This is a genomic window from Myxococcus sp. CA023, assembly GCF_010998615.1.
Lineage (GTDB): Bacteria > Myxococcota > Myxococcia > Myxococcales > Myxococcaceae > Myxococcus.
The window spans coordinates 1-26,046 of record NZ_JAAEAH010000007.1; the positions used below are offsets into that span (position 1 = coordinate 1).

General features: G+C 69.5%; 21 protein-coding genes. 9 read left to right on the forward strand and 12 right to left on the reverse strand.

Features of this window, described 5'->3' with window-relative positions; genetic code table 11:
- From F8M74_RS04120 to rimO, 5 genes are all read left to right on the forward strand, one after another.
- The coding region (locus tag F8M74_RS04120) for a serine/threonine-protein kinase (RefSeq protein ID WP_162295102.1) at positions 1-2,989 on the forward strand (2,989 nt) is incomplete at its 5' end.
- Positions 2,990-3,280: 291 nt separating this feature from the next.
- Complete coding sequence (locus F8M74_RS04125) at positions 3,281-4,921, forward strand: ribonuclease J (RefSeq protein ID WP_141257787.1); 1,641 nt, start codon at positions 3,281-3,283, stop codon at positions 4,919-4,921.
- 21 nt (positions 4,922-4,942) lie between these two features.
- The gene (locus tag F8M74_RS04130; protein ID WP_141257786.1) at positions 4,943-5,440 is read left to right on the forward strand and encodes a YajQ family cyclic di-GMP-binding protein; all 498 of its coding nucleotides are present in this window, start codon (positions 4,943-4,945) and stop codon (positions 5,438-5,440) included.
- An 8-nt stretch (positions 5,441-5,448) separates the two neighbouring features.
- A complete protein-coding gene (locus F8M74_RS04135) occupies positions 5,449-6,552 on the forward strand; it encodes a hypothetical protein (RefSeq protein WP_171410480.1) in 1,104 nt (367 codons plus the stop codon).
- A 5-nt stretch (positions 6,553-6,557) separates the two neighbouring features.
- Positions 6,558-7,982, forward strand: coding sequence for a 30S ribosomal protein S12 methylthiotransferase RimO (rimO, locus tag F8M74_RS04140; RefSeq protein ID WP_141257784.1), 1,425 nt, complete (start codon positions 6,558-6,560; stop codon positions 7,980-7,982).
- 30 nt (positions 7,983-8,012) lie between these two features.
- On the opposite strand, the gene F8M74_RS04145 is transcribed toward rimO, so the two are convergent.
- From F8M74_RS04145 to rplU, 7 genes are all read right to left on the reverse strand, one after another.
- Complete coding sequence (locus tag F8M74_RS04145; protein ID WP_141257783.1) at positions 8,013-9,002, reverse strand: hypothetical protein; 990 nt, start codon at positions 9,000-9,002, stop codon at positions 8,013-8,015.
- A gap of 22 nt (positions 9,003-9,024) precedes the next feature.
- Positions 9,025-10,512 carry a hypothetical protein gene (locus F8M74_RS04150; RefSeq protein WP_141257782.1) on the reverse strand — a complete coding sequence of 496 codons (1,488 nt, stop codon included), beginning with the start codon at positions 10,510-10,512 and terminating at the stop codon, positions 9,025-9,027.
- Positions 10,460-11,182: an outer membrane lipoprotein carrier protein LolA gene (locus F8M74_RS04155; protein WP_141257781.1), complete on the reverse strand. Its 723-nt coding sequence runs from the start codon at positions 11,180-11,182 to the stop codon at positions 10,460-10,462. Before F8M74_RS04155 ends, F8M74_RS04150 begins: the two co-directional genes overlap by 53 nt.
- Before the next feature lie 47 nt (positions 11,183-11,229).
- Positions 11,230-11,907: an RNA methyltransferase gene (locus F8M74_RS04160; RefSeq protein ID WP_090484423.1), complete on the reverse strand. Its 678-nt coding sequence runs from the start codon at positions 11,905-11,907 to the stop codon at positions 11,230-11,232.
- A 4-nt stretch (positions 11,908-11,911) separates the two neighbouring features.
- Positions 11,912-13,384: a GTPase ObgE gene (gene obgE / locus F8M74_RS04165; protein ID WP_141257780.1), complete on the reverse strand. Its 1,473-nt coding sequence runs from the start codon at positions 13,382-13,384 to the stop codon at positions 11,912-11,914.
- Between the two features lie 126 nt (positions 13,385-13,510).
- Positions 13,511-13,786, reverse strand: coding sequence for a 50S ribosomal protein L27 (rpmA, locus tag F8M74_RS04170; protein ID WP_011551586.1), 276 nt, complete (start codon positions 13,784-13,786; stop codon positions 13,511-13,513).
- Positions 13,787-13,825: 39 nt separating this feature from the next.
- Positions 13,826-14,134 carry a 50S ribosomal protein L21 gene (gene rplU / locus F8M74_RS04175; protein ID WP_026113820.1) on the reverse strand — a complete coding sequence of 103 codons (309 nt, stop codon included), beginning with the start codon at positions 14,132-14,134 and terminating at the stop codon, positions 13,826-13,828.
- 256 nt (positions 14,135-14,390) lie between these two features.
- Here rplU and F8M74_RS04180 point away from each other — a divergent pair, with 256 nt between their 5' ends.
- Positions 14,391-14,780: a hypothetical protein gene (locus F8M74_RS04180; protein ID WP_141257779.1), complete on the forward strand. Its 390-nt coding sequence runs from the start codon at positions 14,391-14,393 to the stop codon at positions 14,778-14,780.
- Between the two features lie 49 nt (positions 14,781-14,829).
- Here F8M74_RS04180 and F8M74_RS04185 read toward each other — a convergent pair whose 3' ends face one another.
- Positions 14,830-16,911 carry a serine/threonine-protein kinase gene (locus F8M74_RS04185; protein ID WP_171410481.1) on the reverse strand — a complete coding sequence of 694 codons (2,082 nt, stop codon included), beginning with the start codon at positions 16,909-16,911 and terminating at the stop codon, positions 14,830-14,832.
- A 174-nt stretch (positions 16,912-17,085) separates the two neighbouring features.
- Here F8M74_RS04185 and F8M74_RS04190 point away from each other — a divergent pair, with 174 nt between their 5' ends.
- Positions 17,086-18,048, forward strand: a complete 963-nt coding sequence (locus tag F8M74_RS04190; protein WP_141257777.1) for an isopenicillin N synthase family oxygenase — start codon at positions 17,086-17,088, stop codon at positions 18,046-18,048.
- Between the two features lie 6 nt (positions 18,049-18,054).
- The gene (locus F8M74_RS04195; protein WP_141257776.1) at positions 18,055-19,089 is read left to right on the forward strand and encodes a carbon-nitrogen hydrolase family protein; all 1,035 of its coding nucleotides are present in this window, start codon (positions 18,055-18,057) and stop codon (positions 19,087-19,089) included.
- Here F8M74_RS04195 and gatB read toward each other — a convergent pair.
- The 4 genes from gatB to F8M74_RS04215 are packed head-to-tail and all read right to left on the reverse strand — an operon-like array spanning position 19,086 to position 22,666.
- Positions 19,086-20,525, reverse strand: a complete 1,440-nt coding sequence (gatB, locus tag F8M74_RS04200; protein ID WP_141257775.1) for an Asp-tRNA(Asn)/Glu-tRNA(Gln) amidotransferase subunit GatB — start codon at positions 20,523-20,525, stop codon at positions 19,086-19,088. The two genes, F8M74_RS04195 and gatB, sit on opposite strands and share 4 nt — an antisense overlap.
- Positions 20,526-20,557: 32 nt before the next feature.
- Entirely contained in the window at positions 20,558-22,018 is a 1,461-nt protein-coding gene (gatA, locus tag F8M74_RS04205; protein WP_141257774.1) for an Asp-tRNA(Asn)/Glu-tRNA(Gln) amidotransferase subunit GatA, read from the reverse strand.
- 18 nt (positions 22,019-22,036) lie between these two features.
- Positions 22,037-22,324: an Asp-tRNA(Asn)/Glu-tRNA(Gln) amidotransferase subunit GatC gene (gene gatC, locus F8M74_RS04210; RefSeq protein WP_011551578.1), complete on the reverse strand. Its 288-nt coding sequence runs from the start codon at positions 22,322-22,324 to the stop codon at positions 22,037-22,039.
- A gap of 6 nt (positions 22,325-22,330) precedes the next feature.
- The gene (locus F8M74_RS04215; RefSeq protein WP_026113821.1) at positions 22,331-22,666 is read right to left on the reverse strand and encodes a zf-TFIIB domain-containing protein; all 336 of its coding nucleotides are present in this window, start codon (positions 22,664-22,666) and stop codon (positions 22,331-22,333) included.
- Positions 22,667-22,880: 214 nt separating this feature from the next.
- Here F8M74_RS04215 and F8M74_RS04220 point away from each other — a divergent pair, with 214 nt between their 5' ends.
- The gene (locus tag F8M74_RS04220) at positions 22,881-25,955 is read left to right on the forward strand and encodes a DNA translocase FtsK 4TM domain-containing protein (RefSeq protein ID WP_194860183.1); all 3,075 of its coding nucleotides are present in this window, start codon (positions 22,881-22,883) and stop codon (positions 25,953-25,955) included.
- Positions 25,956-26,046 lie beyond the last annotated feature (91 nt).

Consider the following 26,046-nt stretch of genomic DNA (forward strand, 5'->3'; position numbering starts at 1 on the left):
GCCTCCACCGGCAATCCTCTCGATTCCGCCACCCGCCCCGCCTCAGGACCTGAGCGCGCGCATCCTGCCCAACGCACACGCCGCGCCGGGTCCCAGCGCGAGCCCCAAGAACTTCGCGGGCGCCCATGTGCTCCCGCATGGCGGCCGGCTGCGCTCCGCCCCGGACGCGGCGGAGGGACGCGGCTCTCGAGTCACCCTGTCCATGCCCCTGGCGCCCTCGCCGGCCAAGCCGCTTCTGGCGAGCCCCGGGGGTGGAAAGTCGGGCCGCCCCCCCGCGCGCAAGGATGCCGAGGACACCGAGCCCCGGGATTCGGCCCAGATCCGCGTGGGCCGCTACCACATCCTGGACACCCTGGGCGCGGGCGGCATGGGCGCTGTCTACAGCGCCTATGACCCGGAACTGCACCGGCGCGTGGCCATCAAGCTGCTGCACCCGGACGCCAACCCGGCGGCGCGCTCGGACGGCGCGTCCCGGCTGCTTCGCGAAGCCCAGGCGATGGCGCGGCTGTCTCACCCGAACGTGGTCTCCGTCTACGACGCGGGCACGTTCGCGGGGCGCGTCTTCATCGCCATGGAGCGGGTGGACGGCCTGTCCCTGCGCCACTGGCTCCGCGCCGAGCACCGCACCTGGCGAGAGGTGCTCGACATCTTCCGCCAGGCGGGCCGAGGGCTCGCCGCCGCACATGCCGCTGGACTGGTCCACCGGGACTTCAAGCCCGCCAACGTGCTGGTCAGCAAGGACGGCCGGGCGCAGGTGACGGACTTCGGGCTGGCCCGCACCACAGCGGACCTCGACGCGGCCGAGGCGGGCCGGGGCACCACGCCCGCGCTGCCGCGCCTCGCCCCGGAAGACCTGCTCCAGACGGCGCTCACCGAGGCCGGGCTCGTCATGGGCACGCCCGCGTACATGCCGCCCGAGCAGCACGAAGATGGGCGCATCGACGCGCGCGGGGACCAGTTCAGCTTCTGCGCGTCCCTCTACGAAGCCCTCTACGGACAGCTTCCCTTCAACGGCAAGCGCCCGGATGAGTACTTGGAGGAAGCCCGCGCCGGCCGCGTGCGCCCGCCGCCTCGGGGCAGCCGCGTCCCCACGTGGGTGCTGCGCGCCGTGACGAGGGGCCTGTCCCCGGCTCCCGAAGCGCGCTTCCCGTCCATGGGCGTGCTGTTGGATGCACTGGGCGCGGACCCGCTGGCGGCCTGGCGCCGCCGTGGCGCGGTGGCCGCCGCGTCCATGCTGCTCAACAGCGTGGTCGCCGTCACCTGGCTGCTGGTGGGCTCGCAGCGAGACGGCCCGTGTCCGGATGCCGAGGCCCGGCTCACCGGCGTCTGGGACACGGCACGCCGGGCGGAAATCCAGAAGGCCTTCGCAGCCACGGGCAAGGTCCACGCCTCCGCCGCCTTCGAACGCGTGGCGACGACCCTGGATGGCTTCGCGCACGATTGGACGCGCATGCACCGCGAGGCCTGCGAGGCCACCCGGGTTCAGGGCCACCAGTCGGACCACGAGCTCGCGCTGCGCATGGCGTGCCTGGACCGGCGCCACTCGGCCCTGGTGGCCTTGACGGGCGTGCTCGCGCAGACGGATGCGGAGGCGCTGACCGCCGCACCAGACGCGGCCCAGCGACTGCCTCCCATCGCCGCCTGCGCGGACGTGGACGCACTCTGGCGGGGCCTGTCGGAGCCCGAGGGGCAGCGGCAGCAGGTAGAGGCCCTGCGCGCCCGGGTGGACCGGGCCACGGCCCTGGTGGACGCCGGCCGCTACCCCCAGGCGCAGGAAGAAGCGAAGGCGGTGCTGACCGAGGCACGGCAGCTCGGCTACGGGCCGGTGCTGGCGGAGGCGCTGGAGTTGGAGGGCCGGCTCGGACTCGTCGCGGGGGATGACGCTCGCGCCGCCGCGGCCCTGCGGGAATCCCTCTTCACCGCGCAGGCGCACCGCCATGACCACCTGGCGGCGCGCGCGTCGGCGCGGTTGGTGACCGCCGTCTCCTCCGACCCCACCCTGGAGTCCTGGACGGTGGAGCAGGCGCGCGCGTCCATCCAACGCGCGGGCGGCGCCTCCGAATTGGAGGCCTTGCTCCAGACGAGCCTGGGCCGCAACGCCTTCCTCCGAGGCCAGTACGCCCAGGCAGTGGAAGCCTTTGGCCGCTCCGCGACGCTGCGCGAGCAGGAGCTGGGTCCCGAGCACCTGCTCACGTTGGAGTCGCTCCGCAACCAGGCCGCGGCCCTGTCCCGCACGCCCGAGACGGAGCGCGCCATGGGACTGCTGCACCGCGTGCTGGAGACGACGGAGCGCGTGCTCGGCCCGGACCATCCTCAGACGGCCATGGCGGCCAACGCCATGGGCTACCACCTGGTCATCGTCCGCCGCTTCGAGGAAGCCCTCCCCTACCTCCAGCGCGCCATCCACCTGGAGGAGCAGTCGCTGGGGCACGACAGCGCCACGCTGAGCTATCCGCTCAACAACCTGGCCGAGGCCCTGGAAGCGCTTGGCCGCAACGCAGAGGCCCGCCCCCTGCGCGAGCGCGCGCTCGCGGTGGACCTGAAGGCCTACGGCCCCGAGCATCCGGAGACCGCCACCGACCTGGCCCTGCTCGGCGCGCTGGCCCTGCGCGAGGGAAAGCCACGCGACGCACTGGACTACGCCCGCCGGAGCATCGCGGCCTACGAGTCCGTCCAGAAGGACCACCTGGACACGGCCGCTCCGCTCACCACGCTGGGCCTGGCCCTGCACGCCCTGGGCAAGAGCCACGAGGCCCGCGCCATGTTGGAACGCGCATTGGCGCTTCGCACCGCCCATCCGGGCCCGGCCGAGGACCTCGCGAGCACCCGCTTCGCCCTGGCCCAAACGCTGGTGAAGCAGGACGGGCCCCGCGCCCGGGGGCTGGCCAACCAGGCCCTGCACTTCTACGCAACCGAGGAGCCCACCTACGCCATGGAGGCCAACTCCGTCCGCAACTGGCTCCAGGACCTCCGGCGCCGGAGGCGCTGAGCCACAGCCAGGGCCCACATCTACCGAAATCGCGCCCCTTCACACACACCATCAAGCGGGGATGCGCACGGGCCCGCCGTGCCCGGTCCGGAGCTCGTCATGCGCCTGCCGTCCCCATAGGGCCGCCAGGGGACGTACAAGCCTTCCTCGGACAGCGCCTTCCAGGTCGAGTCCGGGCGCGGCGTCCCCATCCGCATCTGATGAAGTCACCCCGAGGGCCGCCAGACAGGCGGACACGGCTCACGCCCATTCTCGGGGCTTCCGTCACTTTCCACCGCTAGACTTCGCCCAATGCTTCACGTCATTCCCCTGGGCGGCCTGGGCGAAATCGGCCTCAACTCCATGGTCATCGCCTGCCGTGGGGAGATGCTGCTCATCGACGCCGGGCTGATGTTCCCCTCCGCGGGGATGCCCGGCGTGGACATCATCATTCCGGACTTCAGCCACCTGAAGCAGAACGCCGCGCAGCTCAAGGGCGTGCTGCTGACACATGGCCATGAAGACCACCTGGGCGCCCTGCCCTACCTGCTCAACGAGGTGCCCGTCCCCGTCTACGGCACGCGATTCACGCTGGCCATGGCGCGCCACCGGCTGGAGGAGCTGGGCATCGAGGCGGACCTGCGCGAAATCGAGCCGCGCGAGCCCTTCACCGTGGGCACCGCCTTCCGCGTGGAAGCCAGCCGCGTCACGCACACCGTGCCAGACGCGGTGGGCTTCATCCTGCGCACGCCCGAAGGCACCCTCATCCACACCGGCGACTTCAAGCTGGACCCGGACCCCATCGACGGGCTGCGCACGGACCTGGAGCGCTGGGGCGAGGCCGGCGAGGAAGGCGTGCTGTGCCTCCTCTCCGACTCCACCAACTCCGAGGTGACGGAGGAGACGGGCAGCGAGCGCGTGGTGGAGCAGACCTTCGAGCGCCTCTTCCAGGGCGCCACCGGCCGCATCGTCGTCGCCCTCTTCTCCTCGAACCTCCACCGGGTGCGGCACCTGCTGGCGCTGGCGGAGCGGCTGGGGCGCAAGGTGGCCTTGCAGGGCCGCAGCATGCTCCGCAACGTGGAGATGGCGCGGGAGTTGGGCTACCTGGACGTACCCGACTCGCTCTTCGTCCACCTGGACACCGTGCCGGCGCTGCCCGCGCAGCGGGTGCTGGTGCTGACCACCGGCGCCCAGGGCGAGCCCCGGGCCGGGCTGTCCCAGCTCGCGTCGGGGGATGGCCCCGTGCGGCTGAATCCCGGCGACCTGGTGGTACTCAGCTCGCGGCCCATCCCCGGCAATGAGCGCTCCGTGGGCGCGCTCATCGACGCGCTCCAGTGGCGTGGGGCGAAAGTCGCCTACGCCCAGGTGGAGCCGGGCATCCACGTCTCCGGCCACGCCAGCCAGCCCCAGCAGCGGCGCGTGCTGGACCTGGTGCGCCCGGCCCACTTCATCCCCGTCCACGGCGAGGGACGCCACCTGCACAAGCACCTGCTCACCGCGCGCGAGGCCGGGCTGGAGCCCGCCCAGTGCCTGCTGGCGCAGGACGGCGACGTCGTCACCTTCGAGGAAGGCCGGGGGCGCTTCACCGGCAGCGTCCCGTCCGGACGCATCCTCAAGGACCGGTTTGGCCCTGGCCTGGTGACGCCGGACACGCTCCAGGAGCGCGTCCGGCTGTCGGAGACGGGCATGGTGGCCGCAGTGGTGGTCCTCCAGCGGGGTTCCCAGAAGCTGGTGGCCGGGCCACAGCTGTCCGGCCAGGGGCTCTCCCTGGACGAACAGGTCCTGCTCCCCCGGGTGGCCCAGGACGCGCGAGTGCTCTTCGAGGAACTGTCCCCCGTCCTGCGGGGCGATGACGCCCTGGTGAGAGAGGAACTCACCCGGGCCGTGCGCCGGGCCTTCAAGACGCACACGTCCAAACGTGCCCTGGTGGTGCCCTTGGTCGTCCGGGTGTAGGTATGGTAAGGGCCGCTGCCCATGCCATCCTTCGACGTCGTCTCGAAAATCGACCTCGCTGAGCTCGACAACGCGGTCAACCAGACCAAGAAGGAGATCAGCACGCGGTACGACTTCCAGGGCACCCATGCCGACGTGGTGCTGGCCCCGGACCATACCGCCATCACGGTGAAGGCCAACAGCGAAGACCGCGTCCAGGCCGCCAAGGAAGTCCTCCTGACGAAGCTGGCCAAGCGGAACATCAGCCTGTTCGCCCTGGAGTACGGCGACATCGAGAAGACGGGCCTTCACAACGTGAAGCAGGTCATCAAGCTCCAGCAGGGCATCCCGGTGGAGAAGTCCAAGGAACTGGTGAAGCTGCTGAAGGACTCGAAGATGAAGGTCCAGGGCTCCATCCAGGCCGACCAGCTTCGCGTCACGGGCAAGAACCGGGACGACCTCCAGGCGGCCATCGCCCTGTTCCGCAAGGAGCAGGACCGGCTGAAGCTGGACATGCAGTTCATCAACTTCCGCGATTGAAGAGGCCCATGCGCGCTGCCGCCCTGTCCTTCTGCCTCCTGTTCTGCGCCCCGGGCGTGGCGTCCGCCCAGGCGGACCGTCCTTCCAAGCCGGTTCCCTCCCTCGCCAAGCCCCCGCGCATCCAGGGTGGGCTCAAGGCCTTCGCGTCGCCGATGGTGCTCAAACCCGTCGCCGTGGAGGGCGCCACCGCCTCGTTCACCGCCAAGGTGGGCGCGCGCAAGGACACGCTGTACGTCGGCGTGGAAGCCACCGACGACCAGCTCCAGGCCGGGGACCTGCTCACCCTGTCCCTCTACTTCCCGGGCACCGGCCCCACTGCCTCCGGCTACACGTGGCGCTTCGCATTCGATGGCAAGCGCGCGTCCGGGGCGGAGAGCGGCACGCCGCAGTTCGCGCAGGACCTGGTGACGGCCGCCGTGCAGCGCCAGGGCAACACGCTGCTGCTGATGGCGTCGGTGCCGGTGCGCGCCTTCCCCCGCTTTCCCGCCGTGGACCCGCTGGTGATGGACCTGTGCCTCACCTACGAGGACCGGGACAGCGCGGACGGAAAGGCCACGTCCATCTCCAACTGCCAGAGCGGCACCATGGTGGGTGACGCGCTGCGCATGCCGGACGAGCCTCGCAAGGGCCTCAAGCTGAAGCTGCCGGAGAACGTCACCTCGCTCGAACCCAAGGAGGACGGGCTGCTGGGCTGGGACTACATGAGCTACCCGGCCTGGGCTCAAGCGGACGACGAGCTGACCCCTGCCTCGCTGCGCGGTCTGGTGGCGCCGAACGCCGTCGTTCCCTCGTCCGTGGACCTGAACGTGCCGGATACGCTCACCCTGGAGGACGGCGGACGCGTCGTCACGGTGGTGACCGGGAAGAATCCGTATGCCGTCGCCGGTCAATGTGACGCCGATGACGAGCTTCGGTTGGGCCTCTACCTGGTGACCGGGAAGACAGCGCAGCGGGTGCTCGAGTGGCCGGCCGCTACCTGCGCGCTGGGGCGCACGTCGTCGGTGGAACTGGAAGATGAGGGCGTGCTGTCCATCCGTTACTCGAACGGCACGTCCATGAACTTCGCCTGGAGTGGGACCCACTTCTCGCGAACCGAACTCGGAAAGCGGTAGACGCAGTGGAAACCACCAAGAGCCTGTACATGATGACCCTCGGCTGCCCGAAGAACCGGGTGGACTCCGAGGTGATGCTGGGCACGCTGCGGCACCGCGGCTACACGCTGGTGCAGGAGGCGTCCGACGCTCAGGTCATCGTCGTCAACACGTGCGCCTTCATCGGTCCCGCCAAGCAGGAGTCGGTGGACTCCATCCTGGAGATGGCCGAGCTGAAGAAGTCAGGCGCCTGCAAGACGCTGGTGGTGACGGGCTGCTTGTCCCAGCGCTACGGCGAGGAGCTGTCGAAGGAGATGCCGGAGGTCGACCACTTCCTGGGCACCAGCGCCTACGCCCAGATTGGTGACCTGCTGGCCGCCGAGGCCTCGCCGCGTCAGGTGATTCCGGACCCGGACTACATCCACGACGCCAATACGCCGCGCATCAACTCGATGCCGAAGTACACGGCGTACCTCAAGATTTCCGAGGGCTGCGACAACGCCTGTGCCTTCTGCATCATCCCCACCCTGCGCGGCGGGCAGCGCTCGCGGCCCATCGACGACATCGTCGCCGAGGCGAAGCAGCTGGCGGACAGCGGCGTCCAGGAGCTGAACCTCGTCGCGCAGGATTTGACGGCCTACGGGCATGACCTGCCGGGCCGGCCGAAGCTGCATGATTTGCTCAAGGCGCTGGTGCAGGTGGACGTGAAGTGGATCCGCCTCCACTACGCCTACCCGCGCATCTTCCCGGACGAGCTCATCGAGGTGATGGCCGCGGAGCCGAAGATTGCCCGCTACCTGGACATGCCCGTGCAGCACGTCAGCGACAAGCTGCTGCTGTCCATGAAGCGCGGCCGCAACTCGGAGTTCCTCAAGGGCCTGCTGACCAAGCTGCGGGAGCGCGTGCCCGGTCTGGTGATGCGCACCTCGCTCATCGTCGGCCTGCCGGGTGAGACGGAAGAGGACTTCGAGATGCTGAAGGAGTTCGTGAAGACGCAGCGCTTCGAGCGCCTGGGCGTCTTCCAGTACTCCGACGAAGAGGGCACCGCCGCCTACGACCTGCCGGACAAGGTGCCGCAGAAGCTCATCGAGCGCCGCTGGCGCGAGGTCATGGCCATCCAGAAGCGCATCAACCGCGAGCAGAACAAGAAGCTCGTGGGCAAGCGCCTGGAGGTGCTCGTGGAAGGCCCCGCCCCGGAGACGGAGCACCTGCTGGTGGGCCGCCACCAGGGCCAGGCGCCGGACATCGACGGCATGGTCTACATCAACGACGGACTGGCGTACCCGGGGGAGATTGTCACCGTGGAGGTGACGGAAGCCCACGACTACGACCTGGTCGCCCGCGTGGTGGAGCGCCCGGACCCGAAGCAGCGCGAGCACACCGCGCGCGACGCGCACCCGGCCCCGCTGCCCGTGTCCGTGATGCAGCGTCCGGCCCCTCGCGCGGAGTAGGCGCGAAGGCCCCGGACGCCGCGGGAGCCCTCAGCTCGAGGGCTCCTCCAGCACCAGGGTGCGTCCCGGGCTGACGGCGCGCAGGCGCTCGCGCAGCTTCTCCCGGTCCGCCTTCGCCGACTTCGGCGTCGCCGCCAGCTTCTCGTGGAGCTCGCGCGCCGTAGCGTCGTACCAGACCTCGCGCACGGGCCCACCCTCGGCCAGGTGCCGCGCCACGCCCGCGAGCAGCCGGCAGCAGTCCTCCAAGCCCGCATCCTGCTGAGGGCCGCCCTGCTCCCGGGTGAAGGCGATGGCGTCATCCAACGTCTTCCCGTCCTGCAGGTAGACGTTGATGAGCGCCCGGGCCGCGCGGTTCCCCGCGTCCCGCATGTTGAGCCACAGGAACCACGCCTTGCCCTCGGGCGCGGGCGACTCCACCACGTAGATTTCGGTGATGGGCGCGGGCGCGCCGTCCGGACCGAGGCCCACGAGCCCCGCCTCGGGCGACACCAGCAGCACGAACGCATCCGTGGGCAGCTTCAGCGTCTGCGCCAGCACCGCCCCCGGCGTCTCCTTCACCAGGCGCCGGGCCAGGTCCGCCGCCACCTCATAGCGCTGCCGGCCCCGCTCCTCGTGCACCACCAGGTGCCAGTCACGCAGCACGGCCTGGAGGTTGACGTGGGCCCACTGCTGGCGGAACTCGAAGGTGTCCACGCCCTTGCGCCGGCAGATGTCGTCCAGCGTGGAGCGGAGCGCGTCCAGCATCTCCTCGTCCTTCAACATGTCGACGTAGTGCGTGTGCCCCACGCGCTCCGCGACGCGCTCGATGACGGCCAGCAATCCGAAGCGGATGGCGCCGCTTGCGTCCTGCACGGACAACCGGCCCCGCTCCACTTCCTTGGAGAGGGCGTCGTACATCCGCGAGACGCCCTCCTTTTCCAGGTAGCGGCGGGCCAGCTCGATGGAGCGGCGCTGTTCGGTGTACTGACGGTCGAACTCGGTGGGAGACGGGCGCATGTGCGCCAGAGGAGAGCGCAGCACCCCCGCCCCTGTCCAGGCAACGCTAACGGGGGTCCTCCGGCTCCAGCTCCCGCTCCCCAGGCGGGGGCTCGCGCGAGGGAGCGCCTCGCACCGGCATGGCCACGCCCTCACCCAGCGGCGTGGGCTGGCACTCACACACGGTGCGGCGAGTGGCTGTCTCCGTGACGAAGGCACAAGCAGTGGGGCACTCGGGCTGGCGGCCTTCCTCGACCAGACCCAGCGTGAAGTCTCGCGCGGTGGACAGCGCCGCATGGCAGGCAGGCAGCGCCTGCGCCAGGGAGCGCCAGGGCACGCGGTGCTGCGTCGTCAGGCCCCTGCTGGTGGAGGGGAAGCTCAGCCCCACGCCACAGCCGCTCACCAGCTTCTGCCCGTCCGGCCCCAGCGGCTCCAGGTGAAGCCGCCCTCCTTCTGGCAGGTCCCGGTACACGGCGCCGCTGATCGAGACGCTGCCATCCGGCTCACGCCGCACATGCAGGCCGTAGCAAGCCTCCTCACGGAAGGAGCCATCGGGCGCGGCGCAATGGCTGATGGCGGAGCCTTCTGGCGGCCGGACACGGGGACGCCGCAGCACCAGGGCCCCGCCCTTTGCGTCCAGCGTCGCGGTGAAGCGGCCCCATACATCCGGCCCCAGGCGGCCCAGGCTGCTCGGCGAGTCCCAGCGCCCAGCGGCCTCCACCACCAACGGGCGAACACCCAGGCCCTCGGCCACCTCCACTGCGTCCAGCGCGAAGGTTCGCGGCGGCAGGTTGGCGGCCGTTTCAAGCGGCTGAAGCCCCTGTGCCTCGGCGAGGCGCACGGACACTCGCGAGAAGGGCTCGCGCGAGCCAAGAACGAAGGGGCCCGTGAGCTCCGCTCCGCCCTGCGTCATCCGCGCGGCCAGCAGGGGCCAATCGCCCAGCGGCTCGCGGCTGAGCTCCACCACGTGCACCTCGCGCGAGGCCTCCGTGGCCGCCGCTTCCGCGACGTAGTCCGCGCGCGGGCGAGAGGTGGTGAAGGTCACTTCCCGCCGCAGTGGGTCCACGGTGAGCGCGTAGAACTCCAGGACATCCGCGCCCAGCGTCACGGCGCAGACCTTCTCACCGGACAAGCCCGCGGTGCGCACAGGCGACCGCACCGGGCCCACCGAGAAGGCGGGCAAAGGCACCACGGGCCAGGAGCGGAAACCTCCCGCGGGCTCGGGCGCGCGGATGGTGCCTTCGGGGGCGGGAAGCGCGCCGTCGAAGCAGCCTCGCGACACGAGCGAGAGTGGCCGCGCCACGTCCAACACCACCGGCACTGGCCGCGTCCCCAGTTGGCCCGCCACGGTGAGCCGCAGCGCGGGCGAGGCCAGGAGCGGCAGCGTCTGACCATGGAAGCCTTGCGGACGCTCGGCGCTGGCGGCCGGTTCCCGATGGCACCCGGTCCCGGCCAGCCCCATCCACCCCATCAGCAGAAACGCGCGACGCACGCTCCGCAGGTTACTGCTTCTTCGCCTTCGTGAAGTCATCCACGCGAGTGTCGTCCGGCACATCCAGCTTGAAGCTGTCCGCGTCGAGGCCCACGTTCGTCTTCAGGTTGAGGAAGGAGATGGTGTTCTCGCTGCCGTCCGGGTCCACCACCGTGCTCTTGAGCACCTGGGCCGTGGACGGATCCACCTCCAGGCGCACCTGGCGGAAGCGCGGCTCGTTCTTCAGCGGATCCAACACCAGCAGCGTGCCCTTGCAGTCCTTGCAGGCGCCCTTGGTGATGTTGAACTCGTCCGCGAGCTTTCCCTGGCCGAAGAGGAACGTCACCGACGCGGAGAGCTGGCTGGTGTCCACGTTGGCCACGGTGAGGCTCTGCGCCGCCGGGTCGTACGCGTACACCTTGTTGCCCGCCAGCACGAAGGTGCGCGGCGAGGGCTTCTGGTACTCCCAACGCATCAGGCCGGGCTTCTTGTACGTGACGGTGCCTTCGGACGTCTGCGTGCGCCGGAAAGTCTTGTACTTGTAGTCCTGGCGGAAGCCCGCGCGGAAGTCACCGGTCTTCTCGTAGAAGGCCTGCATCCGGTCCACCAGGGACTTCACTTCCGGCGTCATGGGCTTCGCGGCGGCAGGGGCCGCGGGCGCGGCGGCCTGGACCGTCGGAGCGGGCTTCACCGGGGTGGTGGCAGCGGAAGCAGGGGCGGACAGGAGCGTAGCGAGCAGGGCTTCGAAGAACATGGCGTGCCTCCATCTAAACCATCCCGACGGGGCCTGGGCCCCGGCATTCATGGGGCCTTCTTGAACAGGCGCTTCCTCTGTTTGATGGCCAGCACGTAGAAGCGCTCGCGCAGGGCCTGGGCATCCTCGGGAGACAGGTCCCCCGACTGGCCCAGGTGCTCGTCCCGCCAGGCAATCGCCCGGCTGATGCAGGCGGACGCCGCGGCGGAGATGTTCAGGCTCTGGCTGAAACCCTTCATGGGGACCCAGAACGTGCCGTCCACGCCGGCCAGCACGTCCTCGCTCACGCCGCGCCGCTCGTTGCCGAACACCAGCGCCATCTTCCCGTCGAAGCGCAGGGTGTAGAGGCTGGTGGCCCCCTCCTGGATGGCGGAGGCATACAGCGAGAAGCCACGGGACTTCAGGTGCTCGCGGCACTCGGCGAACGTCTTGTACAGCTTCACGTCCAGCCACTTGTCGCAGCCCTGGGCCACCCTCGAGTTGGGAACGAAGGGCGCTTCCGGGTTGATGATGATGTGGACTTCCTGAACGCCCATGGACTCGCAGGTGCGCAGCACCGCGGCCATGTTGAAGCTGTCCTCCAGCCGGTCCAGGACCACCGTGAAGTTGCGCGTCCGGTGACTGACGACGCGATCAATCTTCTCCTTGCGCACGTCGAGCAGGAACTGCTCCGGCTCGAACTGCTCCCGCTCGTAGCGCTCGTAGCGCGCACCACCACCCGACATGGACTCAGCTCCTCCCGCCGCCCGACTTGCGCGCCGGAGCACGCTTCGTGGCCGTGGCTGACTTCTTCGCCCCGGCCTTGCCCGACGAGCCGCTCTTGCGCGCGGAGGCCTTCTTCGCGGCGGACTTCTTCACCGGCGCGGTGCCCGACTTGCGAGCTGGGGCCTTCTTCGTCGCGCCCTTCTTCGCGGCCCCAGTGCCTGACTTGCGGGTCGAGGCCTTCTTCGTTGCGGCCTTCTTCGCCGCAGCAGTGCCCGCCTTGCGCGCTGCAGACGTCCTCGCCGCTGCGCCCGCCTTGCGAGCCGGAGCCTTCTTCGTCACGGCCTTCTTCGCAGCCGCAGACTTCTTCGTCGCGGCCTTCTTCGCCGCAGCTGCGCCAGCCTTGCGAGCCGGAGCCTTCTTCTCGGCGGCCTTCGCCTTGGCCTTCCCTGCCCGAGCCGCCTTGGCGGGAATCTCCACGTGGAGCTTCTCGGTGCGCCCCGTGAACAGCACCTCCGCCACGGAGTCCATCAGCGGCTGCATGCCCTCGCCGGTGGCGCAGGACACGGGATACACACGGATGCCGCGCTCACGCAGCGCTTCCGTGAAGCCCTCCAGCCGGGCCTGCGCGTCGGGCAGATCCAACTTGTTGGCCGCCACCACCTGCGGCTTGGACGCCAGCTCCGGGCTGTACTTGCCCAGCTCCGCGTTGAGCACGTCGAAGTCGTGCAGCGGCGCGCGGCCTTCGCCCTCCGCCCCCATGTCGATGAGGTGGATCAGCACCTTGCACCGCTCCACGTGGCGGAGGAACTGGTGGCCCAGGCCCACGCCCTCGCTGGCGCCCTCGATGATGCCGGGGATGTCCGCCATCACGAAGGACAGGCCGTCCTTGTACTGGACCATGCCCAGGTTGGGGACCAGCGTGGTGAAGGGATAGTCGGCGACCTTCGGCCGCGCCCGGCTCACGCGGGAGATGAACGTGCTCTTGCCCGCGTTGGGGAAGCCCAGCAGCCCCACGTCCGCCAGCAGCTTCAGCTCCAGCCGGAGCGTGAACTCCTCGCCCTTCGTCCCATCCTGGGCGAAGCGCGGCGTCTGCCGGGTGGAGGTGGCGAAGTTCATGTTGCCCAGGCCGCCGCGCCCACCCTTCGCCGCCACCCAGCGCTGGCCGGCCTCGCTCAGGTCGACCAACAGCTCCTCGGTGTCGGCATCCTTCACCAGCGTGCCCACAGGCACCTTGAGCACCATGTCCTCGGCGGCGCGACCGTTACAGTCGCTGCCCATGCCGTGCTCGCCATTCTTGGCGCGGTGGTGCTGCTGGTAGCGGTAGTCGAGCAGCGTGGTGAGCTGCGGGTCCGCCACGAAGACGACGGAGCCGCCGTTGCCGCCGTCCCCACCATTGGGGCCACCGCGCTCGATGTACTTCTCCCGCCGGAACGAGACGGCGCCGTTGCCGCCATCCCCCGCCTTCACGAAGATGCGGACCTCGTCGACGAACTTCATCTGGGACTCCTGGATAAACAAAGAGCGGGCCGCCCTCGCATCCCGCTGCCGGAAGGGCGCGTGGACTGGAGAAGCGACCCGCTCGTGGGTGCCGCACGGTTGCCGGCCTCAAGGGCCAGCCAGCCGTCAGGCGCTCGCCTGCTCAGCGGCGGCCGGGTAGACCGAAACCTTCTTCCGGTCGCGGCCCAGGCGCTCGTACTTCACCACGCCGTCCACCACCGAATAGAGGGTGAAGTCGCGGCCGAGCTTCACGTTGGCGCCGGCGTGGATGACCGTGCCCACCTGGCGAACGAGGATGCTGCCCGCCGACACCGTCTCACCGCCGTACACCTTCACGCCGCGATACTGCGGGTTGGAATCGCGACCGTTGCGCGAAGAACCCTGTCCTTTTTTATGAGCCATGACACCGTGCTCCTGAAGTTTGAGGTGAAACCGCCCGGACTAACCGGCGATGGAGGTGACCTTCACCTCGGTGTACGGCTGACGGTGACCGCGGCGGCGGGTCCAGCCCTCCTTCTCCTTCCGGAAGTGGAGGACGCGGCGGTGCTTGTCCTGAGCCAGGACCTTGCCCACGACCTTCGCGCCAGCGACGGTCGGCTGGCCCACCTTCGGGCTCTCCGAACCACCGACCAGCAGAATCTCCGTGAAGGTCACTTCGGCCCCGACGTCGCCCGCGATCTTCTCGATCCGGACCACATCGCCCTCGGCGACGCGGTACTGCTTCCCGCCCGTGCGAATCACTGCGTACATCGTCAAACCCCTGTCATCTGTCGGGTTGGGTCAACCCGTGGAATCGACCGCGCATTTCGGACGGGTGGACCATCCAATCGCGCCAAAGGCGGCGGGATTTACGGGAGATACCCTGGGGAGTCAAGGTGGTTGAAGGATCAGACCGCCACTCCCTGGCCGTTTACTCGCCCCCTGGGTCAATGCTAACTCGGACTCTGGGCTTTCGGCCACCCTTTCGCGAGCCGGCCCGACAACCTCGTCCCGAGGGGGGACTACCATGAAGAAGCTCCTGATCGGCCTCGTCGCCACCAGCTCTCTTGTTTTTAGCACCGGCTGTGGCGGTGGCGATGACGACCTTTGCGCAGACCTGTACAACAGCAGCAACGAGGTCGACAAAAAGGGTCGCGCCTGCGGAGTCACTGGACTGTCGGACAACGAGATGGACGCCGCCATCCAGCAGTGCAAGAGCGGCCTCGACAAGTGCACCGATAGCGACAAGGAGAAGATCGAGCGCGCCATCAAGTGCCTGGACGGTGTCAACACCTGCTCCGAAGGCAACGAGATGCAGTACTTTGGCGAGCTGCTCGGCTGTGCGGCACAGCTCTCCGGGATCAGTCAGGACTGCCGGACCGCTGTTACCGTGGAAGATCCGGACGAAGAGCCGTAATTTCGAGCGGCCTCCATCCCAAGAAACAGTCCTGGGCCCGGCTCCTTCTTCAAGGTGACCGGGCCCTGTCATGTACGGCCGGCGCTAGCGCCCGCCCGCCCAGCACCCGGCGGAGCCTGCGGTAGCGCTGGAGCATGTCCACCTCCAGCGGCGCGAGCTTCAGCCCTCGTTCGTACTGTTCCAGCGCCTGGGAGAGCTGGCCGTCGCGCTCCAGCGCGCCACCAGACTGGAAGTGGATCCGCGCCGTGCCCATGGCCTGCGGCCTGCGCGCCAGGAACTCGCGCCGCAGGGACTCCAACTGCTCGGCCGTGAGCCCCGCCTCCAGGCACTTCGCCACCCCGCGGTGATTGCCGCGCCAGGCATCGTAGAGGGCCCGCTGCACCGTGGCACCCAACGCCTCGGCCGCCACGCGGACGCGGACGCGCAACGCATCCACCTGCGCGCGTTGGGGAGGCGTCAGCGAGTGCTGTTCCAGGGACTCCAGCGAGCGCCAGGCCTCGCGGGTCCGCAGGCGCACCGTGACCATGTCCGAGTCAGGCTCCAGCGCCAGCACCGCATACGCGTCCCCCGCCGAGCGCTGACGCCAGGCCTCCAGCAAGCGCGCCACGGCCGGGTCTTCCGTGGGCGGAACTTGCGGGACGGCACGTACCGGCTCGCCCTGGAGGAGCGCATCCACGGCGGCCTTGAGCACGGCGGTGGCCTCCACGAACTGGACGCCGAAGCCGGTGGGCATCCCCCAGACGCGCGCTTGCGCGGGCGGAACGAGCCGCACCACTTCACACATGACCGACAGGGGCCCGGACGCCAGCTCCAGCACCACGGGCAGCCGCGAACACAACGGCGGCAGTACGCGCCCACCGTGAAGGAACAAGCCGCCCCGGGAGAGGCCACTGCCCCTGAGCCGCACAGGGCTTTCCCCTGGCCGTAGCACGACCTGCACCGGCACTTCCACGACGGAGGCCCGGGGCGCCGTCGGCACGGCGGGGGCAAGACGCCGCAGGGTCGTGCTCGCGAGCGAGGAAGGCACCTGCCCCGCCCACGCGTCCGCGCCAAGCCGCCCCCGCGACTGGCCTTCGGTGGGCATATCTGGCGCGACGGGCGCCCGCTCAAGCACCGCGAGTCCTCCGGGACTCGTCTTCCGCGCCGACACGCGCACGTGCTCGGCGAGCGCCACCTGCAACGCGTTCCGGAACGCCGCGATGGAGGCGTATCGGTCCTCGGGCTTCTTGGCCAGGGCGCGCAGGATGACGTGCTCCAACGCGGCGGACACGGCCGGGTACACGGAGCTGGGGGGCGGCGGTGGCCGCAGCTGATGGGCCACCAGCTGCGCGGCCAGTCCCTCATCGTTGAAGGGAAGCCGGCCGGTGAGGAGCTGGTAGGCGATGACGCCCAGCGCATACAGGTCCGCGCGGCCATCCACGCCGCGCCCCAGTGACTGCTCGGGGGCCATGTACTCGGGCGTCCCCACGATGATGCCCGCGTGCGTCTGGGGCATGTGCGCGTCCGCCAGCTTGGCGATGCCGAAGTCCAGCACCTTGACGAAGGGCGCGTTGCGCTTGCGCCGGACCAGGAAGATGTTGTCCGGCTTCAGGTCGCGGTGGACGATGCCTCGCGCATGCGCGGCATGGAGCGCGTCGCACACCTGCGACAGCACCGAGACGACCGCGCCCGCGGCCAGGGGCGTCCCCACCCACGCGGACAACGGAGCTCCATCCAGGAACTCCATGATGAGGTAGGGGCGCGGCGGCGTGGCATCCATGTCGAAGATGCTGACGATGTTCTCGTGGCCGATGAGATTCACCGCCCGCGCCTCCGCATGGAAGCGCTGGACCAGCTCCGGGTACATCGTCAGGTGCGCGTGCAGCACCTTCACCGCGACCCGGCTGCCAATGGAGACGTGCTCGCCCAGGTAGACGGCCCCCATGCCGCCCCGGCCCAGGCGCCGCACCAGCCGGAAGCTGCCGCACCGGACGCCCACCAGAGGGTCCTGCGCCTCTACCACGGGGGCACACCTGGGACGCGCCGTTCCCCCGGCCCGCACGTCCGCGCGCACCAGCGTCGGACACGAGGCATCCGTCCCATGCCGCCGGCCACACGCCCCACACCCACTACCGCTGCTCACCTCGGGCATCCGCCTCCCCCCAACCTGCCCGCCCAACATGGACTCCGGGAGCACTGACTTCCACAGGGAATGAGGGCGGATGTCCGCTGTTGCCGCACCCTCGGAGCCACGGTCGCAGAACAGGGTCCTCTGGCGGACGCTGTGCGTGCCGACAATCCATCACGGTGGTTAGAGTGCGGCGCCATGTCGCCAACCCAGCGCCGCATCCCCGTCGTCAACCTGTCCCATTACCGCTCGGGCACGCCCCATGAACGCGCCCGCTTCGTGCAGGTGTTCGGCGATGGCATCAAGGAGTTCGGCTTCGTCACGGTGGAAGGCCACGGCATCGACGACGGCCTCATCCGCCGCACGTACACGGACGTGGAGCGCTTCTTCGCCCTGCCCGAGGCCACCAAGGCCCAGTACGCCCAGGCGGGGCACGGCGGCCAGCGCGGCTACATCGGCTACGGTCAGGAGCACGCGAAGAACCGCCAGGTGGGAGACCTGAAGGAGTTCTGGCACGTGGGCCGCGAGCTGCCGCCTGACCACAAGTACCACGCGCTCTACGGCCCCAACGTGTGGCCCACCGAGGTGTCCACCTTCCGCGAGCACACGCTGTCGCTCTTCAACGCGCTGGATGGCGCGGCGGGCGTCATGCTCCAGGCGCTGGCCGAGTACTTCGGCGTGGCGCGCGACACCTTCAGCGGCATGGCCACGGACGGCAACTCCGTGCTGCGGCTCATCCACTACCCACCGCTGAAGGAGCGCTTCATCCCCGGGGGCGTGCGCGCCGCCGAGCATGAGGACATCAACCTCATCACCCTGCTCTGCGAGGGCACGGCGTCCGGCCTGGAGCTGCTCACCCGCGACGGGGAATGGCTGCCGGTGGACACGCTACGCGGACAGATTGTCGTCGACTCGGGCGACATGCTCAGCCGCGTGACGAACGAAATCATCCCCGCCACCACGCACCGGGTGGTGAACCCGCGCAGCAAGGAAGAGGACACGGTGCGCTACTCGATGCCCTTCTTCGTCCATCCCTACGCGGACTGCGTGCTCCAGGCGCTGCCCTGCACCCAGACGGCGGACACCCCGGCGCGCTATGCGCCCATCACCGCGGATGCCTTTCTCAAGCAGCGGCTGCGCGAGAATGGCTTGCTGAAGTAACGCACCGTGGACACGGCCACCGACCTCGTCGAACTGTTCGCCCTCCAGCCCCGTGTCTCGCTGGAGGACTACGCCTCTCCGGCAGCCTTCGCCGCGCGACACCGTGCGCTGGCGGCGAAGGTGGATGCCCTGCGCGCCCGGGATGCGTCAGGCCAGCCGCGCTATCCAGCGCTCGTCGTGTGGCCGGAGTCGGTGGGGGCACCGCTGCTGTTCCTGGGCCACATGCGCCGCGTGCGGCAAAGCACCTCACTCCAGGGTGCACTGAAACGCGTGCTCCTCTCCGAGGCCTGGGGGGTATGGAATGCCTGGAGCGACTTCCGGCCGCCGTCGCTGACGGAGTGCCTCTACGCCGCGCGAGCGCCCCTCGTGCACCGGACGCTGTGGAACACCTTCTCTGGCATCGCGCGGGATTTCGGCCTGTGGGTGGTGGCGGGCAGTGCGCTGCTGCCCGCCAGCCGTCGGGGGGAGGACTCGCCGGACTTCGAGCCCTTCAGCGCGCGCACCTACAACACCAGCTACACCTTCTCGCCCGAAGGCAACTGCGTCGCGGCCGCGCGCAAGGCCAACCTGGTGCCCTCCTGGGAGGACGGGCTGCACCTGAGCCCTGGCCGCCCGGAGGACCTGACCGTGCTCCAGACGCCCTTCGGAAAGCTGGCGACCCTCATCGGCTATGACGGCTTCGCCCAGCCGCATACCCGCGACGAGCCCTGGTTCGTCCCCTGCGCGCAGTACCTTGACGCCATGCGAGTGGACGTCCTCGCCCATCCCGCCATCCACGCCGGGCCGTGGGCACGCTCTGCCCAAGGCGAGCGCTGGCGACACGAAGGCCTGCCCGCGCAGCTCCGCACGCTCCGGAACGTGCGCTACGTGGTGAGCGCGCAGCAGGTGGGCAGTCTGCTCGGCGGCACCTTCGAAGCTGCCTCACACATCCTGGAGCGCACGGCCTCCGGCGAGGTGCGCGTGCTCGCCCAGGCCCAGACGACGCAGGAGGAGGACGTGGTGCACGCCACCGTCCCCACCACGGCACCAGGCACGCCTTAGTCGCCGAGCTTCTTCTTCAGCAGCTCGTTGACCAGGGCGGGGTTGCCCTTGCCCTTCATGGCCCGCATCACCTGGCCCACGAAGAAGCCGAACACCTGCTTCTTGCCGGCGCGGTACTTCTCAATCTCCCCCGCGTTCTTCGCGAGGATGTCGTCCACCACCGCCTCGATGGCGCCGGTGTCGCTCACCTGGGCCAGGCCCTTCTCCGCGATGATGTCCGCGGGCGCCTTGCCTGTGCGGAACATCTCCCCGAGCACATCCTTGCCCGCGTTGGCGGACACCATGCCCTGGTCGACAGCGCCCAGCAGCTCCCCCAGTTGTGCCGGCGTGAAGCGCAGCGCGGACAGCGGCGTGCCCTCTTCCTTCAGCAGGCGCATCAGCTCTCCGAGGAACCAGTTGGAGAGCTTCTTGTAGTCCTTGTAGTGCCCGGCGCAGGCCTCGAAGTAGTCGGCCAGCGGACGCTCGGCGGTGAGGATGCGGGCGTCATACGCGGGCAGTCCGTACTGGCTGGTGAAGCGCTGGAGCTTCGCACGCGGCAGCTCCGGCAGCGCCTTCGCCGCGGCGTCGATGGCCTCCGCGCTCACGTGCAGCGGCGGCAGGTCCGGCTCCGGGAAGTACCGGTAGTCGTGCGCCTCCTCCTTGCTGCGCATGGAGCGGGTGACGCCCTTGTTCACGTCCCACAGGCGCGTCTCCTGCACCACCTTGCCACCCGACTCGATGACGTCCACCTGCCGGGCAATCTCGTACTCGATGGCCTGCTTGAGGAAGCGGAATGAGTTGAGGTTCTTCAGCTCGCAGCGTTGGCCAAACGTGGTGGAGCCCTTCGGCATCACCGACACGTTGGCATCGCAGCGGAAGCTCCCCTCCTCCAGGTTGCCGTCGTTGACGCCCAGGTAAACGAGCACGTCCCGCATCGCCTTGAGGTACTCCACCGCCTCGTCCGCGTCGCGCAGGTCCGGCTGGCTGACGATTTCGAGCAGCGGCACCCCCGCGCGGTTGAGGTCCACCAGGCTTTGGCCCCCACCGGCGTCATGCACGCTCTTGCCCGCGTCCTCTTCCATGTGGATGCGGAGGATGCGGATGGCCTTCTCGCCCTGCGGCGTGTCGATGACGAGCCGCCCGTGCTCGCAGATGGGCTGGTCGAACTGCGTAATCTGGTAGCCCTTGGGCAGGTCCGGATAGAAGTAGTTCTTCCGACTCCACACGCTCGTCGGGCGGATGGTGCACTCCAGCGCCAGGCCCGTGCGCACGGCGAACTCCGCCACGCGCTGGTTGAGCACCGGCAGCACACCGGGCATGCCCAGGCACACCGGACAGGTGTTGCGGTTGGGCTCGGCGCCAAACGCGGTGGAGCAGCCACAGAAAATCTTGGACTGCGTCAGGAGCTGCGCGTGGACCTCGAGGCCGATGACGGGCTGGAAATCGCTCACGGGCATGGCGGTGTCACCAGGGCGGACGCTCGCGGGCCCTACAGGGGCGCGGAGCGGCGGAAGAAGTCGTGCTCGCGCTCGTAGGCGCGGGCAATGCGCAGCAGGCCAGCCTCGTCAAAGGGCCGTCCCAGAATCTGCAGGCCCACCGGCAAGCCCGCCTTCGTGAAGCCGCAGGGCACCGACAGGCCAGGCAGTCCCGCCAGGTTGCAAGGCAGCGTGTAGATGTCCATGAGGTACATGGACAGCGGGTCCTCTACCTTCTCACCCAGCTTGAAGGCCGGCACCGGCGAGGTGGGCGACACCAGCGCGTCCACCTGCTGGAAGGCCCGCGTGAAGTCCTCGCGGATGAGCGTGCGAACCTTCTGCGCACGCAGGTAGTGGGCGTCGTAGTAGCCGGACGACAGCGCGAAGGTCCCCAGCATGATGCGGCGCTTCACCTCCGCGCCGAAGCCCTGCTCCCGCGTCAGCGCGTACACGTCCCGCAGGCTGCGCGCGTCCTTCGCCCGCAGGCCGAAGCGCACGCCATCGTAGCGAGCCAGGTTGCTGGACGCCTCCGCGGGCGCGATGAGGTAGTACGTCGCCAGCGCGTACTTCGTGTGGGGCAGCGACACGTCCACCAGCGTCGCGCCCAGACGCTCGTACTCGCGCAGGGCCTCGCGCACCGCGGCCTCCACCTCCGGGTCCATGCCCTCGGTGAAGTACTCGCGCGGAACGCCCAGCTTCAGGCCCCGCACGCCGGCCTCCAGGTCCGCCGAATAATCCGGCACGGGCGCGTCCGCGGACGTGGCGTCCTGCGCATCCGGCCGCGCAATCACCTGGAGCAGCGCCGCCGCGTCCGCCACCGTGCGCGTCATGGGGCCCGGCTGGTCCAACGACGAAGCGAAGGCGATGACGCCAAAGCGCGACACCCGGCCGTAGGTGGGCTTCAGCCCCACGGTGTTGGTGAGCGCCGCGGGCTGGCGGATGGAGCCGCCCGTGTCCGTTCCCAGCGCGCCGAAGACCTCGCGCGCGGCCACCGCCGCCGCCGAGCCACCAGACGAGCCGCCCGGCGTGCGCGACACATCCCACGGGTTGTGGCTGGGGAAGAAGGCGCTGGATTCGTTGGATGAGCCCATCGCGAACTCATCCATGTTCAGCTTGCCCACCAGCGGCAGGCCCGCCTCCTTCAGCAGGCGCACCACCGTGGCGTCATAGGGCGGAACGAAGCCCTCCAGGATGCGCGAGCCGGCGGTGGTCTCCACGCCCTCGGTGAGGAAGATGTCCTTGAGCCCCAACGGCACGCCGTCCAGGGTACTGGCGGGGCTGCCCGACTTGCGGCGCACGTCACTGGCGCGAGCGGCGGCCAGGGCACCGGCTTCATCCACGCGCAAGAAGGCGCGCACCTTCGGGTCCACCTGCTGGATGCGCGTCAGGCTCGCGCGGGTGGCCTCCTCGGAGGAGACCTCCCCCGCGGCCAGCTTCGCGGCCAGCTCCAGCATCGTGAGGTCCGTGAGCTGCATGGCGTGGAACCTCCGGGACTACTCGATGATTTTCGGCACGGCGAAGGACGTGTCCGACTTCGCCGGCGCGTTGGCCAGGGACTTCTCTGGCGGCAGGGACGGCCGCGTCACGTCCTCACGCAACCGTGAGGACGTGAGCGTGGCGTGGGAAGTGGGCTCCACGGCCTCCACGTCGAGCGACTGGAGCTGCTCCACCGCGTCCAGCACCGCGGACAGCTGGGTGGTGAAGCGCTGCTCCTCTTCCGGAGTCAGCGACAGCCGCGCCAGTGTGGCCACATGGCGCACCTGCTCGAGCGTGAGCGCCACGGTGGCCTACTTCTTCTTGAAGAGGTTGAGGATGGCCCCCATCACCTTGCCACTGCCCTCGTGGCCGTGCTGGGCGACCAGCTGGTCCAGCTCCCCGGCGTCCAGGAAGATGCCGTGGCAGTTGAAGCAGGTCTCGATTTCGACATTCCCCTGCTTCAGCGTCTGGAGGTCCATGCCGCACTTGGGGCACTTCATCCAGTGGAGCTTCTTGAGCTCCTCGCGCTGCTGCGCTGCGCTCGCCGCGGCCTGCTCCAGGGCCAGCTTGCGCTTCTTCTCAATCTCCTCCCGGGCGAAGTACTCCTCCTCGGTGGATGACGGCTTGTCGGTACGGGCGTCGGCCATGTGATGTTCCTCCACGAAGTCCCGCCGCCGCGCGGCATGCGCGCCCGGGCGGCGATGTTGGGCGGCACCATACCCCCTCTGCGGGGGGGTGCAGCCGAAATGTAGGTCCCCCGTCCGCAGCTGGAAAATTGACCGGTCCCCCTCCCTCCCTACACTCGCTGCGGGCATTGCTACAGCCCGCTACGCGGCTGAGACGCGCAGAGGGAAGACGGACATGACGGCGAAGAAGGGTCGGGCGGAGAAGGCGGTCTTGTCCCGGCAGGAAATCGCGACGCGCCGCAGGGCGCTGGCGGACAAGCGGATCAAGGCTGGCAAGGGCGGCGACGTCGCCACCCGGGCCATCACCGGCGTGTTCCTGCTGGCGGCGTCGTTGATTGCCCTGCTGGCGGTGGCCACTTTCGACGCGAAGGACCGGGTGGGACCGGGCTTCAACAACGCGGTGGGCCCCATGGGGCACCTCATCGCGGAGTCGCTGCGCGGCCTGTTGGGCGTGTGCGCCTACCTCATCCCGGCGGGCGGCATCTACACGGCCATGGTGCTCTTCGTGGGCAGCCGTGACCGGAAGCGCGGTCCGCAAATCATCAGCCTGGCGCTGCTGACGGTCAGCGTGTCCGTGCTGGCGCAGCTGATGTTCGCCGGTGACAAGGGCTGGGCACACCCACCGGGTGGCGCGCTGGGCGCCAGCCTGGGCGGCATCATGTCCGGCCTGTTCTCCACGGTGGGCACCGTCATCCTGGTGACAGCCATCAGCGCGGCCGCCCTCATCGTCGGCACCCAGTACACCTTCCTCAAGCTGTGCTCGCTGGCCTGGGCCGGGCTGTGCGTGCTGGGCCGCCGCGTCCAGGCATCCGCCAGCGTGTTCTGGGAAGCGCAGAAGGTGGCCTACCAGGAGCGCCAGGAGCGCGCCGCCGAGGAGAAGCTGGAGGAGGCCGCCTTCCTCGCGCAGCTCGAGGCCGACGAGGAAGAACTCGCCGAAGCCGAGCGTCTGGCCGAAGAGGCCGAGGCCGCCGAGGCCGAGGCCATGGCGGAGGAGGCCTTCCGGCTGTCGAAGCAGCAGGAGAAGGAGCAGGCCGCCGCCACGAAGCTGGCCCTCAAGGAGTCCCGCGAGCGCGAGAAGGCGGAGAAGCTGGAGAAGAAGCTGCTCCCGCCGACCCGCGAGGCCGACTCGCTGCCCCCTGCCCCCGCGCCCGTGCTGGCCCTTCCGGAGAAAGCGCCGGCGAAGGCGGAGAAGCGCCCGGCCCTCGGTGCCGACCCGGCCTGGGCCGCGTCCTTCCTGCCGCCCTCGCCCAACCTCATCATTCCCGCCGACGGCGCCGATGCCACCGAAACGCCGCGCGCCCGCCGCAAGCCGAACATCGTCACCGGCCCGGCGCCGGTCCCCATGGCCGACGTGGAGGCTGAGCCTGTCGCGCCCGTCGCCGCCGCCCCCATTGCGCCGGTGCCGGCCGCGCCCGCCCCTGCCGCCCCGGCCGACATCGTCCCCGCGCAGCCGTCCGCGCTGGCGCGCATGCCGCTCATCGTGGAGCCCAAGGCCCCGCCCAAGCCCACCGTCAAGAAGAGCCAGGACCAGTTCGAGTTCGTCGGCGACCGCAAGAGCTTCTCGCTGCCGCCGCTCGATGTGCTCGAGTGCGACAAGACGGAGCGCTCCGCGCTGGACAAGGACGTGTACCTGTCCACGGCGGAGAAGCTGCGCGCGAAGCTTGCGGACTTCGGCATCGTCGGCGAGGTGGTGGAGATTCGCCCCGGCCCCGTCGTCACCATGTACGAGTTCCTCCCGGGCCCCGGCATCAAGGTGAGCAAGATTGCCGCGCTCGCGGACGACCTCGCCATGGCCATGGAGGCCATGCGCGTGCGCATCGTCGCCCCCATCCCCGGCAAGGGCGTGGTGGGCATCGAGGTCCCGAACAGGGACCGTGAGACCGTCTACCTCAAGGAGATCGCCGAGCAGGACGCCTTCAACAAGGGCGCCAGCAAGCTGACCATGTGCGTGGGCAAGGACATCGAGGGCATGCCGTACGTCCTCGACCTGGCCAAGGCGCCCCACCTGCTCATCGCCGGCACCACCGGCTCCGGCAAGTCGGTGGCGGTGAACTCCATGATCATGAGCATCCTCCTCAAGGCCACGCCCGAGGAGGTCCGCTTCATCATGGTGGACCCGAAGATGCTGGAGCTCTCCGTCTACGAGGGCATCCCCCACCTGCTGCTGCCGGTGGTGACGGACCCGAAGAAGGCGGCGCTCGCGCTGCGCTGGGCCGTGGAGGAGATGGAGCGCCGCTACCAGTTGCTGTCCGAGGCGGGCGTGCGAAACATCGCCGGCTTCAACAAGCTGGTGGAGAGCACCGCGGTGGAGGTGAAGACGACCACCGAGTCCGCGCCGAAGAAGAAGGCGAAGCCGAAGAACGTGCTCGTGCTCGACGGAGAGCGCCCCAAGTCCTCCATGCCCGCGGGCGGAGAGAGCCTGGGCGTCGCCGCTCCCCGGGACGACGATGACGACGTGTTCGAGGCGCAGGCGTCCGAGGAAGAAGCCGAGGCCCCGGAACTGGAGGCCGAGCCCGAGGACACCGAGGCGCTGGAGGCGAGCGAGTCCACCGAGCCGGAGAAGAAGCAGCTCAAGAAGCTGCCCTACATCGTGGTCATCATCGACGAGCTCGCCGACCTGATGATGGTGGCCAGCCGTGAGGTGGAGACGTACGTCGCCCGCCTGGCGCAGATGGCCCGCGCCTCCGGCATCCACCTGATGGTCGCCACGCAGCGTCCGTCCACGGACGTCGTCACCGGTATCATCAAGGCCAACTTCCCCACGCGCGTCAGCTTCATGCTGCGCTCGAAGCCGGACTCGATGACGATTCTGGGCACGGTGGGCGCCGAGTCCCTGCTGGGCATGGGCGACATGCTCATCATGCCGCCCACCAGCGCGCACCTGCAGCGCGTGCACGGCGCCTTCGTTTCGGAGAACGAAATCAAGAAGGCGGTGGACCACCTCAAGGCCCAGGGCAAGCCCGTCTACGACGACTCCATCCTCAAGCCGCGCGACGAGGACGTGGAAGGTGGCGGCGAGGAGGACGAGCTGTCCGACGAGCTGTACGACCAGGCGCTCGCGACGGTCAGCGAGATGCGGGCCGTGTCCATCTCCATGCTCCAGCGCAAGATGCGCATCGGCTACAACCGCGCGGCCCGCATGATTGAGCGGATGGAGCGCGACGGCGTGGTGGGCGCGGCGGATGGTGCCAAGCCCCGCGAGGTGCTCATCCGGGGCCTCGGTGACATGCCCGGCGCCGGGGCCATGTAAGGCCCACGTGGCCGCCGTCTCCCGGATGGGATGGGAGGCGGTGGCCCTGGCGGTTCCACTTCACGGGGGCGTCCTGGCTCGGCCCGGACGC

Coding starts and splice junctions, on each gene's coding strand:
- F8M74_RS04125 (WP_141257787.1), top strand. CDS start 3,281: ATGCTTCACGTCATTCCCCTGGGCGGCCTGGGCGAAATCGGCCTCAAC.
- F8M74_RS04130 (WP_141257786.1), top strand. CDS start 4,943: ATGCCATCCTTCGACGTCGTCTCGAAAATCGACCTCGCTGAGCTCGAC.
- F8M74_RS04135 (WP_171410480.1), top strand. CDS start 5,449: ATGCGCGCTGCCGCCCTGTCCTTCTGCCTCCTGTTCTGCGCCCCGGGC.
- F8M74_RS04150 (WP_141257782.1), bottom strand. CDS start 10,512: ATGTGCCGGACGACACTCGCGTGGATGACTTCACGAAGGCGAAGAAGC.
- F8M74_RS04155 (WP_141257781.1), bottom strand. CDS start 11,182: ATGTTCTTCGAAGCCCTGCTCGCTACGCTCCTGTCCGCCCCTGCTTCC.
- F8M74_RS04160 (WP_090484423.1), bottom strand. CDS start 11,907: ATGTCGGGTGGTGGTGCGCGCTACGAGCGCTACGAGCGGGAGCAGTTC.
- obgE (WP_141257780.1), bottom strand. CDS start 13,384: ATGAAGTTCGTCGACGAGGTCCGCATCTTCGTGAAGGCGGGGGATGGC.
- rpmA (WP_011551586.1), bottom strand. CDS start 13,786: ATGGCTCATAAAAAAGGACAGGGTTCTTCGCGCAACGGTCGCGATTCC.
- rplU (WP_026113820.1), bottom strand. CDS start 14,134: ATGTACGCAGTGATTCGCACGGGCGGGAAGCAGTACCGCGTCGCCGAG.
- F8M74_RS04180 (WP_141257779.1), top strand. CDS start 14,391: ATGAAGAAGCTCCTGATCGGCCTCGTCGCCACCAGCTCTCTTGTTTTT.
- F8M74_RS04185 (WP_171410481.1), bottom strand. CDS start 16,911: ATGCCCGAGGTGAGCAGCGGTAGTGGGTGTGGGGCGTGTGGCCGGCGG.
- F8M74_RS04190 (WP_141257777.1), top strand. CDS start 17,086: ATGTCGCCAACCCAGCGCCGCATCCCCGTCGTCAACCTGTCCCATTAC.
- gatB (WP_141257775.1), bottom strand. CDS start 20,525: ATGCCCGTGAGCGATTTCCAGCCCGTCATCGGCCTCGAGGTCCACGCG.
- gatA (WP_141257774.1), bottom strand. CDS start 22,018: ATGCAGCTCACGGACCTCACGATGCTGGAGCTGGCCGCGAAGCTGGCC.
- F8M74_RS04215 (WP_026113821.1), bottom strand. CDS start 22,666: ATGGCCGACGCCCGTACCGACAAGCCGTCATCCACCGAGGAGGAGTAC.
- F8M74_RS04220 (WP_194860183.1), top strand. CDS start 22,881: ATGACGGCGAAGAAGGGTCGGGCGGAGAAGGCGGTCTTGTCCCGGCAG.